Origin of the sequence: Nitrosomonas sp., from assembly GCF_020852615.1 — a bacterium.
Classification (GTDB): domain Bacteria; phylum Pseudomonadota; class Gammaproteobacteria; order Burkholderiales; family Nitrosomonadaceae; genus Nitrosomonas.
On the sequence record NZ_JADZAJ010000002.1, the window covers coordinates 1 to 14,274 of the forward strand.

Here is a 14,274-nt window from a genome sequence, read left to right on the forward strand (position 1 = left end):
AATATGATTCGAATCCGCCACCATCACGAAAGGTACCGTTGTTCTCGTACGCACCGTTCAATCTCACGGAAAAACCTTTACCCAGGACGCGGTTGATGTCAAAGGTCGGTCGCCATTGCTGGTAATTTCCCCACAGCAGATTGATTGCACCATAATTGTAGTAGAGCGGTCGTTTTGAAACCGTGTTAACCAGGCCACCTAGCGAACCAACGCCGCCATAGAGCGTACCGGACGGCCCTTTCATCACTTCGATCCGTTCGATGTTCTGCACATCACGGGTAACCAGGTTGCCGTTGTATTGGAATCCATCGCGACTGCTGCTGTGGGTCGTGAAGCCGCGTATATTGAAGAATATTCCGCGATTCCCACCGTAGCTGGCTTCGGTCTGCACACCGCTGACGTTTTCTAGCAGTTGGCCGGGCTGGATCACTGCGCGGTCGCGCAATACTTCATGCGGTACCACCTGGATTGAGACAGGGATGTCGCTCAGAGGCAGATCCGTCCTGGTGAGACTGTCAGCGCGGTTAGTAGTGTAGCCGCTCAATTCGGGATAGGCAGGGGCGCCAGTGACTGTCACCGCCGGCAGCTGCGTGACATACCCTGTGGGTACTGCCACTTCTACATCACGAGCTACCTGCCCAGTATCCTTTTCCTCGGAACCATCTACAGTCTCCCGTCCTTGCATTATGGAATCGGATCTCATCTTTATACCCTGCGCCAGATGCGCCCGCCCTTGTTCTAAAGCAGACGTTTCCCTCACATCCTGCTCCTCTTTCACTACGTGGTTTTCTTCAGCCCCAAACAATGGATTGCTTAGAGCCGTTCCTAAGAGAGCCCACAGTAGGGTGATAGAGGATTCTTCCATTCTTTTTTCTCCTGATCATTTTGATTCCGGCTGGGTACTCACCTCGGTCGAGTTTGGCCTGGATTTTAAGATCCGCTTTCGTCGTGGTATTGGCGATCAAATTGAGCACAATGTCGTGACTGACATTCATAATGGATATTAGCGATGTACAGCTAGCTGTATATCAATGCGGGGAAGTTATACAGAACAGAAGCAGGATTTGGAATGTGACATAACGCCGCACCCGATTCAATCCGAGCCCACAAGCTGATTTTGCCGGTTTGTCCGGTGTATCAGCCAGAACAGCTTGCAGGATTGAACAAGGTCACTATCACCAGACGATACAGTCATGTTGGGTTTCGTATGATCATATTCCCCGTAGAAGCAGGGCATTTTTCCGAGCAAGGGATCTGATGCGTGGGAAATGGGAAGAATTTAGTTTGGATATGCTCACCACACTGGCGATACGCGCGGACAAACGAATCGAGATTGCCGTCGCATAACGAACCTTGTCCGATCCTTAATCCCAAGATAGTGTAGTCATGAGATTAAGAATATAAGATCTTTGTTAAGAGACAAGGAGGGTTTTCATATGACACAATCTCACCGCAGACATGATATATCGGACAAGGTCTGGTTGCTGCCTGAAGAGCATTTACCGGGTCGTAAGGGAGCATGGGGAGGAGTAGCCAGTGACAATCGTCAGTTTATCAATGCAGTTTCTGGATTATACGAATGGGTGCTCCATGGAGAGATTTACCGCCGGACTACGGAGGCTGGAGCAATACACACCGTCGTTTTATTCGCTGGTGTGACAAAGGTATCTGGGAGAAGCTGCTGGAAATCCTGATTGATAATCCGGATTATAAATGGCTAATGATCGATGCCAGCCATTGCAAGGTTTACCCTCATGCCAGTGGAGCCAAAGGGGGTAATCAGGAGGACAAAAGGGAGCTCAACACCAAAATACATCTGGCCGTGGATGCGCATGGTATACCGGTCAGAATCTTTATTACACAAGGTACCACTGCTGACTGCACGCAGGCTGGCCGCCTGATTGAAGGAATCAGCGCAGATTATCTGCTGGCAGACCGTGGCTATGACAGCAATGCGATTATTGAGCAGGCAGAGAAACAGGCTATGAATTCCTCCAAGGAGGAATCGCAAAATGTAAAGCTCTTATGATAAAGAACTATATAAATTGAGACATGTTGTTGAGAATGCCTTCCTGTATCTCAAAAGATGGCGAGGTGTTGCTACAGGATACGCCAAAAATACCTCTTCTTTCCTTGCTGATGTACAAATCAGATGTATCGCCCTATGGGTATGTATCCCGTGACTACATAATCTGGCAGCCTGTCGGACTTAAGGTCTCAATGCAATGTAACCAATTGTTTTTAATAATACTTTTTGTTATTGGCATAAATCATGATTCGTTATAAATCAATTGGTTGGGCGTTAAGTCCGACAGATTCCTAGTGCCTGTTAACACTAATTAAATGATCTGCAATCAGAGCGAAATGGATGAAGAATCGGAAAGCTGCATCCAATTTGTCAAAGCGAGAGAAGATTCTTCTGAATCTCTTCAGGCGACGAAACAGTCGCTCTACCTCATTGCGCTTTTTGTACATTTCAACATCGTATTCCCAGGGCGACACACGATACGCTTTTGGTGGCACCACTGGAATCATCCCCAGATTAAGTACCAACTGCCGGGTTTCATCCCCTTCGTACGTTATCCATGATCACGTGCGTGTCAGAGAACCCCTTATTCTCCAGGGTTTTCAGCAGCTTTCACCCTTCTGGTGCATCACTGGCCTGGCCGGGAGATAACGAAAACACTACTGCGGTTCTGGCATCTGCCGCGACCAGGTGAATTTTGGTGGTCCAGCCTCCTCGTGATTATCCGGCCGTTCGGTCAGTTCGCTCCTTTATTTCTTCTCATTCCATTACACTTCAGGAATGGATCACGATCACAGCTATAAATTACTGTTCTCTCATCCGGAAATGGTGGCAGATTTGCTGCGCGGCTTTGTTCGGGAGGAATGGATCAGTGAGTTGGATTTTTCCACACTGGAGAAGGTCAACGGCAGCTATGTCAGCGACGATCTGCGTGAACGTCATGATGATGTTATCTGGCGTATCCGCTGGGGAAAAGAGCACACTAACCAGCCAGATTGGCTGTATGTTTACCTGCTGCTGGAATTTCAATCCTCAGTAGACTGGTTTATGGCCGTGCGTATCATGGCTTATGTTGGCCTGCTGTATCAGGACCTGATCAGAAGTAAAGTGATTAAAATAAATGAGCTGCTTCCGCCGGTTCTGCCAGTCGTGCTGTATAACGGTGAACCGCGCTGGCAGGCACCGGCAGACATCGCTGATCTGATCACACCTGTACCGGGCGGGCTGGAACGTTATCGCCCGCATTTGCATTATCTGCTGCTGGATGAAGGCTGCTACCACGAACACGAACTGGCAGAACTGCGCAACCTGGCAGCCGCCCTGTTCCGTCTGGAGAACAGCCGCACTCCGGAAGATGTCCAACAAGTGTTGCAAGCGTTGATCATCTGGTTACAATCACCCCGGCAAAATCATTTACGACGGGCATTTACCATCTGGTTGAAACGGGTATTCTTACCAGGCAGAATTCCTGGTGTTGAATTCAATGCAATAAAAGATTTACAGGAGGTAACAAGCATGCTTTCAGAACGTGTTAAAGACTGGACTAAGGACTGGAAACAGCAGGGAATTGAAGAAGGAAAGCAGATAGGTATCCGGGAAGGCAAACAGATCGGCATCCGAGAAGGGTGGCAGGAAGGACGGCAGGAAGGACGGCAGGAAGGACGGCAGGAAGGACGGCAGGAAGGGCGGCAGGAAGGGCGACTGGAAGGGGAAATAGATTTACTGTTGCGCCAGCTGGAATGGCGTTTTGGTTCTGTTAGCGAAATGATTAATGCTCGTATAAAAAAAGCAGACTCGCAAACATTGCAGCTTTGGGGCCGGCGAATACTGACAGCACAATCAATCGAAGAAGTGTTTGCGGATTGATTAATCTGTAGCAGTTCAGACCCGATCTGACAGTTACCCGGTTTGACGATGTACCTGTCAGATCAATTCCGAACTGCTGCAGCGTGCAGGATTTTATATATTATTTCTGCTTCATGTTTAATCGCCAGTCGCAGTGGTTTGTTGATTTCGGCATACTTCATTTATGGAGCTGGCTTTCGGATTGGTATCACAGACCCGTTATCAACGGGTTTTTGCGGGGAATATACCTTGTGGCTGGTGCGTTATTCAAGCGTACTTTAGCAGTGTCGCTGCATGATCACGATTTCTGTTGTTAGTCACGGTCAGTCAGTGCTGGTTAAGCAATTGCTCAAAGATCTGGTCAGGCTGGGTACGTTTCTGATCACAGAAGTATTGATCACTCTTAATATTCCTGAAGATGTTGTATTCAAGCCTGGTGATTATCCTTTTCCGGTCAGGGTGTTGAGAAATACTGTGACCAGGGGGTTTGGTGCGAATCATAACGCGGCCTTCCGGCAGGCAAAGGGGAAATGGTTCTGTGTTCTGAATCCCGATATTCGGCTGACTGAAGACCCGTTTCCGGTACTGCTTGGGGAGATCACACGGTTATCCGCTGCAGTGATCGCACCGATGGTAATTACGTCAGGTGGTGAAGTCGAGGACAGTATTCGGCGTTTTCCCACTCCTTTTTCTCTGGTTGTCAAATTTTTTGGCCAAAGTGATGGCCGATATATTTTTGCTGCTGAAGATATGACGTTTAGAGCAGACTGGGCGGGTGGAATGTTCATGCTGTTTCGCGCGGAGGATTTCCGTGCGGTTGCCGGTTTTGATGAGAAGTATTTTTTGTACTACGAGGATGTGGATATTTGTGCGCGCCTGTGGAAATCTGGGCGATCAGTCCTGGCGTGCCCAAAGACCCGGGTAATTCATGATGCACAACGTACCAGCCGGAGAAGTTTGCGTTACATGAGGTGGCATATAGCCAGCATGCTGCGGTATTTCTGGAAGCATTGGGGGCGTTTGCCAGGAATGCAGGCAAATTCTGTGAGGTAAGTCTGCAGGGTAAGGCACAGGCAGGGTAAGAATAAGATACAGGTAAGCATAGGTAAGGGTTACTGCTGCTTCACCAGCTTTTTCAAGCCTTCATCTACCGATAATGGCGGCTGCCATCCAAGCAGTGTGCGGGTTTTACGGATATCTACCTGCAACGAACCCAGTAAGCGCTGCGCCACTGCACTCTTGCCCAGCAAACGCGCTGTCAGGTGCAGCAACCACACCGGCATGGCAGGTAAATACACTTTTTTGCCCAGTGCCTGGCCCAGTCGCTGCAATAAATCGGCGGTGGATAGATCTTCTCCATCGCTTACCAGAAAAATCTGATTAGCCGCGTTTGGGTGATATACACAGGTGCAGATAAGCTCTACCAGATTATCCAGCGCTACCAGGCTGCGGCGATTTTTTACCACTGCGCCTAACGGTAGAGGAAAACCACGTTGTACCCAGCGCAGCATGGTCAGAAAATTACCTTTGACGCCCGGGCCATAGATTAGCACCGGACGAATGATGACCACTTCCATTCCGGTTTCCTGAGCCAGCTTTTGCAAACCTGCTTCAGCTTCAGCCTTGGAGATGCCATAAGCATCCTCCGGTGCAGGTGCATCATCCGCCGTATAGGCTTCTCCGGGTAGAGTGCCCTCACCATTAACTTTAATCGAGCTGATAAACACAAAACGCCGTACCCCGACTGTGGCAGCCTGCTGCGCCAGGCGCAACGTACCCTCCACATTTATGCGGCGATATTCCATCAGCGGGTCAGCTGCGTTATCTTGCATTACGTGGGTACGGGCAGCGCAATGTACGATTACATCCATGTCTGTCAGGGCTTGCGTCCAGTCAGTGGCCGCGTCCAATGCGGGTACGATGACTGCTTCGTCGGTTGTGCATCCTGCTGTCAGCGCCGAGGCTAATGTACGAAATACAGGTCGTACCGCTACCTTTCGCTGACGCAGTGTCTGCCAGACAGCACCGCCTGCAAGGCCGCTGGCTCCGGTCAATAAGATATTCATTGTATATCCCCTGGTACAACATCTCTGCGAACAACAATGAACGGGTGAATTACCTTCATAGTCCGGGTGATTTTGTCTATCAGTTTTCTGGTGCTTGCTGGCAGGCATACTGGAAAATCCGGGTAGCGAAGTCTTTGAAATCGATCAGGTGTTGTTGTGCAATTTTGTGCACAATAAGCCAGTTAATAATTTCGTAGTTAGGTATGGCTATATTTCTGAAACCAGCTGCCTTTTTAAGTTGTGCTGCCACGGTCGCATCCAGAATACTGGCTTGCGCCAGAAGATCGAATGTCTGGCCCATTGTTGTTGGTGCAGGTGTCGTGGTTTCTGCAAGAAGGTGGGTACCGATATCAACAGAGATTTGAATAGCGCGACTAAGATTTCAAGCAATGATATCCTGCAGATCAATATCGTTGATCAGCTCTTGTGCGGTTACCGGACATTTTTGCCGGATTCTTTCCAGGCATCTGCGTAAGGATTCAAGCTTTTGATCAATTATTTGCCTATCCATGCCTTGCGCCTTTCCGCCAGAATTCTGCGCTGATACGGCACAAAATCCGCTTGATCTATCAGGTGTTTACTGAGAAGCTCGGCATAATATTGATTCTTTTCCGAGATTTTTCTTCCGTGCTGCAGAATTTTCCCCAGTAACGGCTCGCCGGCCTGGCTTAAATCGACCAGATCTATCGGTCGGCCCGTGGATTCGGCTAATACATTGATAAGTAAAATTTTATTTTGGGCCGAGAGTGGTTTTTTTGCCAAAACAGCAATAGCAAGATCACTTTCCGGAGAGGCTTTTCCTATGGCGACAGATCCAAGGATGATTACAAGCCTGATGTTGGAAAACTGATCCATTACTGATTGAATCTGTCTGTCAATTTTGTCTGTCTCCTGCTGGCTCATCTGTATCACCTTTTGCAAAAATTGATGATAAATGAAATTGCCGGGAGGGGTATCGGCTTCTCTGGTGGGGTGCGATCGTCATCATCTTGACTTCGGAAGAATCCGGTCTGTACGATGATTTGCGTAATAACCGTATTCGTGAAGGGGTAGGGCTGGAAAGGAATATCCGGGTTCTGGTTGAATGTGTAAGCAAATTGATCCATTGTGATGCAATATGCTATCCGGGTAGATTTTTGGATAAATTTGTAAACCGGGACATCATGTTACGTTTACTGGATATTGTGCTGGCAGCCCTGGGCTGCTTAATTGCTTTGCCGCTGCTGGCAGCCCTTTATGTAGCCGGATTATTCGATACCGGATTGCCGTTATTTCGGCAGGTAAGGGTGGGGAGATGGCAGAAATCGTTTGTTCTGGTCAAGTTTCGCACCATGCGGCCCGGTACGGCTTCGGTAGCGACTCATCTGGCTGATGTCTCGGCTGTTACTCCTTTTGGCAGTTTTCTGCGAAAAACCAAGCTGGATGAACTGCCGCAATTATGGAATGTGCTCAGGGGAGAGATGAGTCTGGTTGGTCCCCGACCTTGTCTGCCGAATCAGCATGAGCTGATCAGGGAACGGCAGCTCAGGCGTGTTTTTGATGTACGCCCCGGCATTACGGGACTGGCGCAGGTTCAGGGTATTGATATGTCTACTCCTGTGCTGCTGGCAGAAATTGATGCGCGAATGATTCAGACATTATCGCCGGTGTCTTATTTCAGGTATATCCTGCTGACAGTGCTGGGGCGGGGTGCAGGTGATCGTGTAAAAAATAAAATGGACTGATGGAACAGATTATGCTGAAAAAATACCTTGCACAGCTCGCACTCCCTGTCCTGGCTTTGCCTCGTACGGCAAAACGGATAATTGCACTTTTGGTTGATTTCAGTTTGTGTGTTCTGGCGGTCTGGCTGGCCTATTATCTTCGACTGGGGGAATTCGTCAGTTTTACCCGGGGGGGGTTCTGGGCTGAAGGTATGATATGGGCGACTGTTGCCTCGGTTGTACTGGCATTGCCTGTTTTTATCGTAACGGGCCTTTATCGCGCCATTTTCCGCTATAGCGGCTGGCCGGCCTTGCTGGCAGTAGCACGAGCCATCGGACTTTACGGGTTATTTTATCTGACGATCTTTACTGTTATCGGGGTGCCAGGGGTGCCCCGCACAGTCGGTATTATGCAGCCGATGCTGCTTCTCCTGCTGATAGGCTGTTCACGTGCACTGGTTCGCATGTGGCTGGGAGAGCAGTATCTCGGTATTCTCAAAAATGCTTCCCGCCCCAGGGCGTTTATCTATGGTGTCGGCCGGGCAGGTCGGCAGCTGGCTCTGGCGATGACCAACAGCCCGGAAATGCAGGTGGTGGGATTTCTGGATGACGATGACCGTTTACATGGACATGTGCTTAATGGGATTCCTGTTTATAACCCGGGAGATCTGGCTGAACTGGTTATAACGCTGAATATCAGCGATGTACTGCTGGCAATGCCCAGTATTTCGCGCCGCCGTCGTAATGAAATTCTGGATCAGGTTCGTGGTGCACATGTTTCGGTACGCACACTGCCCAGTGTGGCTGATCTGGTTCAGGGGAAGGTCGGCATTGCGGATTTACGTGAACTGGATGTTGATGATCTGCTTGGCCGCGAACCGATAACACCAAACCATATTCTGCTGGCGAAGAATATCCTTGGCAAGGTAGTGCTGGTGACGGGGGCGGGCGGATCAATCGGCAGTGAGCTCTGTCGCCAGATTCTCGCGGTGAGGCCGGATAAATTGTTGCTGGTTGAGCAGAATGAATTTGCGCTCTACCAGATTCATCAGGAGCTGGAAGAAAAACTGGCGCGCCGTGAAATTGTACTGGTGCCGCTGCTGGCTTCGGTGCAGGATGAAGAACGAATGCGTGAGATTGTATCCACCTGGCATCCTGAAACGGTTTATCACGCTGCGGCTTATAAACATGTACCGCTGGTGGAACATAATCCGGCAGAGGGCATTAAGAACAATGTGTTTGGTACGCTTCATCTGGCACGGGCAGCAGAAGAAAATGGTGTGGTGGATTTTGTACTGATCAGTACGGATAAGGCGGTGCGCCCCACCAATATCATGGGGGCAAGCAAGCGTCTGGCTGAAATGGTACTGCAGGCGCTTGCTGATGATGGTGCCAACACCCGGTTTTCCATAGTGCGTTTTGGCAATGTGCTGGGTTCTTCCGGGTCAGTCGTGCCGCGATTCCGTCAACAGATTCGCGGCGGCGGCCCGATTACACTGACCCATCCCGAGATTACCCGTTATTTCATGACAATTCCGGAAGCAGCCCAACTGGTTATTCAGGCTGGTGCCATGGCCAGAGGAGGGGGAGTGTTTGTACTGGATATGGGGCAATCAGTAAAGATCATTGATCTGGCTCGCCGCATGATTGAGCTTTCCGGGCTGTCTGTTAAAGACGGGCAAAATCCTGATGGGGATATTGAAATCACAATTACCGGTTTGCGTCCCGGAGAAAAACTCTACGAAGAGTTACTGATTGGAGATAATCCGCAACCGACGTCCCACCCGAGGATTATGAAAGCGCATGAGGAATTTATTCCCTGGGCTGAGCTGGAAGCCAGGCTGGGTGCAATGGAAGTTGCACTAAATGTGAATGATGTCAGCGTGATCCGCCTGATGATGCAGCAGCTGGTGCCAGGTTATACCCCCAACAGTGAGATAGTTGATTGGGTTTATCTGGAACAGGAAGCTGAGGCACTGGCTGCAGGTGCTGAAAAGACCTGAGTGCCGGTACAGTGCAATTAACTGGAAATTGGAAAACAGACCGGAATGAGGCTGCCACGTCTGTCAGTATGCAAAATGACCTCACGACCATTAAATAGCCTTATATCAACAGGTATATGGTTTTTGGGATAGGCTGTAAGGCACGCATGATTATTGTCTTCGCAACGGGTGAGCGGGCGTAACACAGCAGACTGCCTGCCAAATCCGTGCTCATTCGGGCTGTGGCAAAATCGCATGGCTTGCGATCATCATCACGTTTTACCGGTAACACGGCCCGTGAAGAGTTTGTACAGAGGCTTCTGCTGTCCTGAACCTGTTTTGTCCAGATTTCAGGGCAGCAGGTGTTTGATTGAGTCCAGTTCCTGGATTAGCTCTTCATAGCCGGCATCCAGTCTGGTGCGAGAGAACGGGTCGATTTCAAGATCCCGGACAATGGATCTTTTTCCATTATGGCAAACCACCGGGAATCCATAAATAACCCCTTCAGGTATTCCATAACTGCCATCCGATAAAATTCCCATGGTAGTCCAGTCATTTTCCCTGGTTCCAAATATCCAGTCGCGCATATGGTCGATAATAGCGTTGGCTGCACTGCCCGCACTGGATAGACCGCGTGCTTCAATGACTACCGCTCCCCGGTTCTGTACAGTAGGCATAAAATTGTTTCTGATCCAGTCCTGATCCTTTATAAGGTCAGCTACTTTCTGGTGACCAATTTCTGCATGAGATAAATCGGGAAACTGTGTGGATGAGTGATTGCCCCACACAATCATTTTCCGGATCTGACTGACTGGCTGATTCAGTTTCATCGCAACTTGTGACAATGCCCGGTTGTGGTCAAGCCTGAGCATTCCGGAGAAATTTTCAGGGGTTAGATCAGGTGCATTTCTCATGGTGATGAGGGTATTGGTATTGGCAGGATTTCCCACCACCAGAATTTTTGCATTACGTTTTACTGCCTGATTCAGTGCGCTGCCCTGCTCTCTGAAAATCTCACCATTGATTTTCAGTAAGTCCTTGCGCTCCATGCCTTTGCCGCGCGGGCGGGCGCCGACCAGTATGGCAATATCAGCCTGATCAAATGCAACTAGCGGATCGTGTGCTGCAATAATGTCTGTCAGTAATGGAAAAGCACAATCCTGGAGTTCCATGACAACACCATCCAGTATTTTTCTGGATTCAGGAATATCAAGGAGCTGAAGAATAACAGGCTGATTGTTGCCGAGCATATCGCCGGCCGCGATTCGAAATAACAAGCTGTAGCTGATCTGTCCTGCCGCGCCGGTGACGGCAATGCGAACGGGTGAAAGCATCAAATCCTGCTCCTTGAGTATTTGATATATTTCCCGACGGGAAAAGAAATTGGGTAGAAATACAAGGGCGGATTATACCGATAAATTATGGACTCAATAAAGGCGGGCTTTATCCAGGCGGCAGTTTTTCTCTTTTGGGAAGAAAACTGGCAATAACAAAGCATTTGAATATGCTGGAAATAAGATGTTTTTATATGATGAATAAATTACCTGGGCTGAATTATGCATAAATTTGATGTGGTAATCATTGGGGCGGGCAGTGCCGGTTTATCTGCCTTGCGAGAAATCAGAAAGCGTACAGATAACTTTCTGCTGATCAATGACGGGCCGTGGGGCACTACCTGTGCCAGGGTGGGATGTATGCCTTCCAAGTTACTGATTGAAGCAGCAAATGCTTTTCACCGCCGGATCAGCTTTGATGAGTTCGGTATTACGGGGGCGGACCGGCTGGAGGTGGATAATTATCGCGTACTGCAGAGGGTTCGCCGGTTACGTGATGATTTTGTTGCCAGCACGCTGAAAACGGTCAGGGAATTGGGGCCACGTGCGCTATCAGGCCGTGCCCGTATTCTCTCTCCGGAAGCAATCAGGGTGAACGGGGAAAAATACCACACCCGTAAAATCATTATTGCTACCGGTTCACGGCCGGTTGTACCAGAGTCCTGGCGGGATCTGGGAGAACGGTTACTGACGACGGATACTTTGTTTGAACAGAAAACATTACCTGGAAGCATCGCTGTGATTGGCATGGGGCCGGTTGGTCTGGAAATGGCACAAGCGCTTTCCAGACTGGGAGTGCATGTTACCGGTTTTGGCTCTCACGCCATGATTGGCGGGATTACTGATCCGCTCGTCAATCAGATTGCGGTATCACTGTTATCTGATGAATTTCCGCTTTACCTTGGGGCACGTGCCAATGTAGCCATAAATCCGCAAAACGGGCTGATTACAGTCAGTACAGGAGATGCAGAAATCAAAGTTGAGAGTGTGCTGGCTGCATTGGGCAGGCGGCCCAACATCGATGAGGCGGATCTGGAAGCACTGGGTGTCCCGCTTGATGAAAAAGGCTTGCCACCTGTCAATCCGGATACGCTGCAGATAGCGGATTTACCGGTTTTTCTGGCTGGTGACGTTAACCAGCGGCGGCCGCTGTTGCATGAAGCTGCGGATGATGGCCATATTGCCGGGTTGAACGCAGTCGGAGAGGAGCTGATTTGTTTCAAACGGCGGATTCCGCTGGCGATCGTATTTTCTGATCCCAACATAGCCGTGGCGGGTAAATCGTTTCACTCACTCCAGCAGGAAACGATTCATGCGGGGGAAGTCAATTTCAGCCATCAGGGGAGGGCGCTTTCCGCTCAAGTAAATCGTGGTGTCTTGCGGGTGTATGCAGCAGCAGACAGCGGCCGGCTGCTGGGTGCGGAAATGTGCGCTCCAGCCGGAGAACATCTGGCGCATTTGCTGGCACTGGCAATAGGGCAGTCGCTTACTGTCCGGGATTTATTGCGATTGCCGTTTTATCATCCGGTGCTGGAAGAAGGATTGCGTACCGCCTTACGTAACCTTGCTTCGAAATTTCCGGCACGCCATGAATCAGATCTGGCAATGTGCGAGTCTTTTGATTCGGTTGCGCTCGACTAGACAAAATTCCGGGCAGGTAAAAACGGTTTTATGTGGCAGATACCCCGCAGAAGTGTATAAGCGGGAGCAGGAACAGCGAATGGGAGTGGCAGGAAACGGGATGGGTAAGAAATAATAGGAGAAGTGGTGGCGAATCAGGGATTTGAACCCCGGACCAACGGATTATGATTCCGCTGCTCTAACCACTGAGCTAATTCGCCATGTGCCTGAAAGACAGAGCGCGTATTCTGCCTTTTGCCGGAAAGGTAGTCAAGGCGGATTGGCAGGGGCCGCTTTTTTCCTCTCCTGGCGGGCCGTGTTTAATTATCGGCGACAATCAGGTGGATTTGATCTGGATCAGTATTTTACTACCCCCTTTCGGTTACGCTGCAGGTGCAGTTTGTGGGGCGTATCCGTAAATTTTGTCAATAAGAGGGTAAATATGAAGATCAGACTGGTAATTGTGGCATCAATGATACTGGCAATAGCCGCGTGCAAACCATCCACGCCAAATTCACCTGATTCATCCACCTATGGAAAAACTGTCCAGCCATTCCATCAAATTCCTGCTGAAGATCAGGAAGGAGCAGGTAAACCCAAGCAGGTGGAGTAGGGAAGTATTGTTTTGAGTATTGTCTTGTTGTGGCAACCGGGCTTTGGTACCTCTGATTTACTGGATATTTCCAGCATGAGTATCAAAGACCGGGGTGTTGCCCTGCCAGGGTAGCCGGTATTTTCAGAGGTTACCCGCAGCACCGGAATCATTTTTTCAGCAGCCTGTTTTTGGTAGCATGCCGTCATTGAGTTAATCTGTAATTATGAACGGTGTGCGCCATATAACTTCACGTGAACATCCCTTATTCAGGAAGCTGCTCAGGCTGCAACATTCGGCACGTAAACGTCGTGATGAAAGCCTGGCGCTGCTGGATGGTGTTCATCTGCTGCAAGCCTGCCTGGCATCAGGCCATGTGCCGGAACTTCTGATCGTCAGTGAGTCCGGCCGTCAGCACCCTGAAATTGATCGGTTGCTGATTCATGCTGATCAGGCACTTAAGGAAACGGATAGTCTGATGCTGAGTGATGCCTTGTTCAGCCGGATATCCCCCGTCAAAACCCCTGTTGGCATACTGGCACTGATTCATATTCCGCAATACACGTTTACGGCTGATTCTCGTCAGTGTGATTTTTGTATTCTGCTGGAAGATATTCAGGATCCCGGTAACCTGGGCTCAATACTGCGCTCCGCCGCTGCAGCGGGTGTCAAAGCAGTTTATCTCTCGTCCGGCTGTGCTGACAGCTGGTCACCCAAAACATTGAGAGCAGGCATGGGGGCACATTTTTCTCTGAGGATCCACGAAAATACTGATCTGGTTCAGGTAGCTCGCCAGTTTGACGGGAATGTCGTGGCGACAGCGCTGGACAATGCCGGTAATCTTTATCGGACAGATTTGCAGGGGGCGGTCATGTTTGTTTTTGGTAATGAGGGTGGCGGGGTTTCCCGGGCACTTCTGGATGTGACGCATCAGCGGGTGATGATACCGATGCCGGGAGGTGCTGAATCCCTTAATGTTGCTGCTGCAGCAGCCATTTGCCTGTTTGAGAAAGTCAGACAGGAAAGTAGCGCTGTCTGATATTGACGGGAGTTGTGCAGACAGTGAATGACTTTCTTTTTATCATGATTACGCCGGGGGTTGTTTC

Annotated in this window: 12 protein-coding genes, 1 tRNA gene and 4 pseudogenes; 8 read left to right on the forward strand and 9 right to left on the reverse strand. The window is 49.7% G+C overall.

The genetic code is table 11. The annotated features are described in order from the left end of the window. The coding region (locus tag IT527_RS00025) for a TonB-dependent receptor plug domain-containing protein (protein WP_292964835.1) at window positions 1–616 on the reverse strand (616 nt) is incomplete at its 3' end. Window positions 617–791: 175 nt separating this feature from the next. After that, window positions 792–986 (reverse strand): annotated as a pseudogene (locus tag IT527_RS00030) (hypothetical protein); the annotation flags it as partial. 450 nt (window positions 987–1,436) lie between these two features. Here IT527_RS00030 and IT527_RS00035 point away from each other — a divergent pair. Beyond that, window positions 1,437–2,183 (forward strand): annotated as a pseudogene (locus tag IT527_RS00035) (IS5 family transposase). A 136-nt stretch (window positions 2,184–2,319) separates the two neighbouring features. Here IT527_RS00035 and IT527_RS00040 read toward each other — a convergent pair. Continuing rightward, window positions 2,320–2,752: pseudogene (locus IT527_RS00040) on the reverse strand (IS5 family transposase); the annotation flags it as partial. 54 nt (window positions 2,753–2,806) lie between these two features. On the opposite strand from IT527_RS00040, the gene IT527_RS00045 reads away from it, so the two are divergent. Both IT527_RS00045 and IT527_RS00050 read left to right on the forward strand, forming a co-directional pair. Further along, window positions 2,807–3,892: an Rpn family recombination-promoting nuclease/putative transposase gene (locus IT527_RS00045; protein WP_292964837.1), complete on the forward strand. Its 1,086-nt coding sequence runs from the start codon at window positions 2,807–2,809 to the stop codon at window positions 3,890–3,892. 273 nt (window positions 3,893–4,165) lie between these two features. Then, window positions 4,166–4,924, forward strand: a complete 759-nt coding sequence (locus IT527_RS00050; protein WP_292964840.1) for a glycosyltransferase — start codon at window positions 4,166–4,168, stop codon at window positions 4,922–4,924. A gap of 59 nt (window positions 4,925–4,983) precedes the next feature. On the opposite strand, the gene IT527_RS00055 is transcribed toward IT527_RS00050, so the two are convergent. From IT527_RS00055 to IT527_RS00070, 4 genes and pseudogenes are all read right to left on the reverse strand, one after another. Further along, window positions 4,984–5,937, reverse strand: a complete 954-nt coding sequence (locus IT527_RS00055) for an SDR family oxidoreductase (protein ID WP_292964843.1) — start codon at window positions 5,935–5,937, stop codon at window positions 4,984–4,986. 79 nt (window positions 5,938–6,016) lie between these two features. Further along, window positions 6,017–6,307 (reverse strand): annotated as a pseudogene (locus IT527_RS00060) (HepT-like ribonuclease domain-containing protein); the annotation flags it as partial. A 12-nt stretch (window positions 6,308–6,319) separates the two neighbouring features. Further along, window positions 6,320–6,448: a hypothetical protein gene (locus IT527_RS00065; protein WP_292964846.1), complete on the reverse strand. Its 129-nt coding sequence runs from the start codon at window positions 6,446–6,448 to the stop codon at window positions 6,320–6,322. Continuing rightward, complete coding sequence (locus tag IT527_RS00070) at window positions 6,433–6,840, reverse strand: nucleotidyltransferase domain-containing protein (RefSeq protein ID WP_292964849.1); 408 nt, start codon at window positions 6,838–6,840, stop codon at window positions 6,433–6,435. The genes IT527_RS00065 and IT527_RS00070 overlap by 16 nt, the downstream gene beginning before the upstream one ends. Before the next feature lie 86 nt (window positions 6,841–6,926). Here IT527_RS00070 and IT527_RS00075 point away from each other — a divergent pair, with 86 nt between their 5' ends. Together IT527_RS00075 and IT527_RS00080 are read left to right on the forward strand one after the other, a co-directional pair. Beyond that, window positions 6,927–7,661, forward strand: a complete 735-nt coding sequence (locus IT527_RS00075) for a sugar transferase (RefSeq protein WP_292964851.1) — start codon at window positions 6,927–6,929, stop codon at window positions 7,659–7,661. Window positions 7,662–7,672: 11 nt separating this feature from the next. Further along, entirely contained in the window at window positions 7,673–9,643 is a 1,971-nt protein-coding gene (locus IT527_RS00080; RefSeq protein ID WP_292964854.1) for a nucleoside-diphosphate sugar epimerase/dehydratase, read from the forward strand. A gap of 329 nt (window positions 9,644–9,972) precedes the next feature. Here IT527_RS00080 and IT527_RS00085 read toward each other — a convergent pair whose 3' ends face one another. Continuing rightward, complete coding sequence (locus IT527_RS00085) at window positions 9,973–10,956, reverse strand: malate dehydrogenase (RefSeq protein WP_292964857.1); 984 nt, start codon at window positions 10,954–10,956, stop codon at window positions 9,973–9,975. Between the two features lie 222 nt (window positions 10,957–11,178). On the opposite strand from IT527_RS00085, the gene IT527_RS00090 reads away from it, so the two are divergent. Next, window positions 11,179–12,597 (forward strand): dihydrolipoyl dehydrogenase, encoded by a 1,419-nt coding sequence (locus IT527_RS00090; protein ID WP_292964860.1) that lies wholly within the window; start codon window positions 11,179–11,181, stop codon window positions 12,595–12,597. 124 nt (window positions 12,598–12,721) lie between these two features. Here the strand turns inward: IT527_RS00090 and IT527_RS00095 are convergent. Beyond that, window positions 12,722–12,797 (reverse strand) — tRNA-Met (locus IT527_RS00095). 221 nt (window positions 12,798–13,018) lie between these two features. On the opposite strand from IT527_RS00095, the gene IT527_RS00100 reads away from it, so the two are divergent. Next, a complete protein-coding gene (locus IT527_RS00100; RefSeq protein WP_292964863.1) occupies window positions 13,019–13,189 on the forward strand; it encodes a hypothetical protein in 171 nt (56 codons plus the stop codon). Between the two features lie 205 nt (window positions 13,190–13,394). Beyond that, the gene (locus IT527_RS00105; RefSeq protein WP_363278038.1) at window positions 13,395–14,207 is read left to right on the forward strand and encodes an RNA methyltransferase; all 813 of its coding nucleotides are present in this window, start codon (window positions 13,395–13,397) and stop codon (window positions 14,205–14,207) included. Window positions 14,208–14,274 lie beyond the last annotated feature (67 nt).

Coding starts and splice junctions, on each gene's coding strand:
- IT527_RS00045 (WP_292964837.1), top strand. CDS start 2,807: ATGGATCACGATCACAGCTATAAATTACTGTTCTCTCATCCGGAAATG.
- IT527_RS00050 (WP_292964840.1), top strand. CDS start 4,166: ATGATCACGATTTCTGTTGTTAGTCACGGTCAGTCAGTGCTGGTTAAG.
- IT527_RS00055 (WP_292964843.1), bottom strand. CDS start 5,937: ATGAATATCTTATTGACCGGAGCCAGCGGCCTTGCAGGCGGTGCTGTC.
- IT527_RS00065 (WP_292964846.1), bottom strand. CDS start 6,448: ATGGATAGGCAAATAATTGATCAAAAGCTTGAATCCTTACGCAGATGC.
- IT527_RS00070 (WP_292964849.1), bottom strand. CDS start 6,840: ATGAGCCAGCAGGAGACAGACAAAATTGACAGACAGATTCAATCAGTA.
- IT527_RS00080 (WP_292964854.1), top strand. CDS start 7,673: ATGCTGAAAAAATACCTTGCACAGCTCGCACTCCCTGTCCTGGCTTTG.
- IT527_RS00085 (WP_292964857.1), bottom strand. CDS start 10,956: ATGCTTTCACCCGTTCGCATTGCCGTCACCGGCGCGGCAGGACAGATC.
- IT527_RS00090 (WP_292964860.1), top strand. CDS start 11,179: ATGCATAAATTTGATGTGGTAATCATTGGGGCGGGCAGTGCCGGTTTA.
- IT527_RS00100 (WP_292964863.1), top strand. CDS start 13,019: ATGAAGATCAGACTGGTAATTGTGGCATCAATGATACTGGCAATAGCC.
- IT527_RS00105 (WP_363278038.1), top strand. CDS start 13,395: ATGAACGGTGTGCGCCATATAACTTCACGTGAACATCCCTTATTCAGG.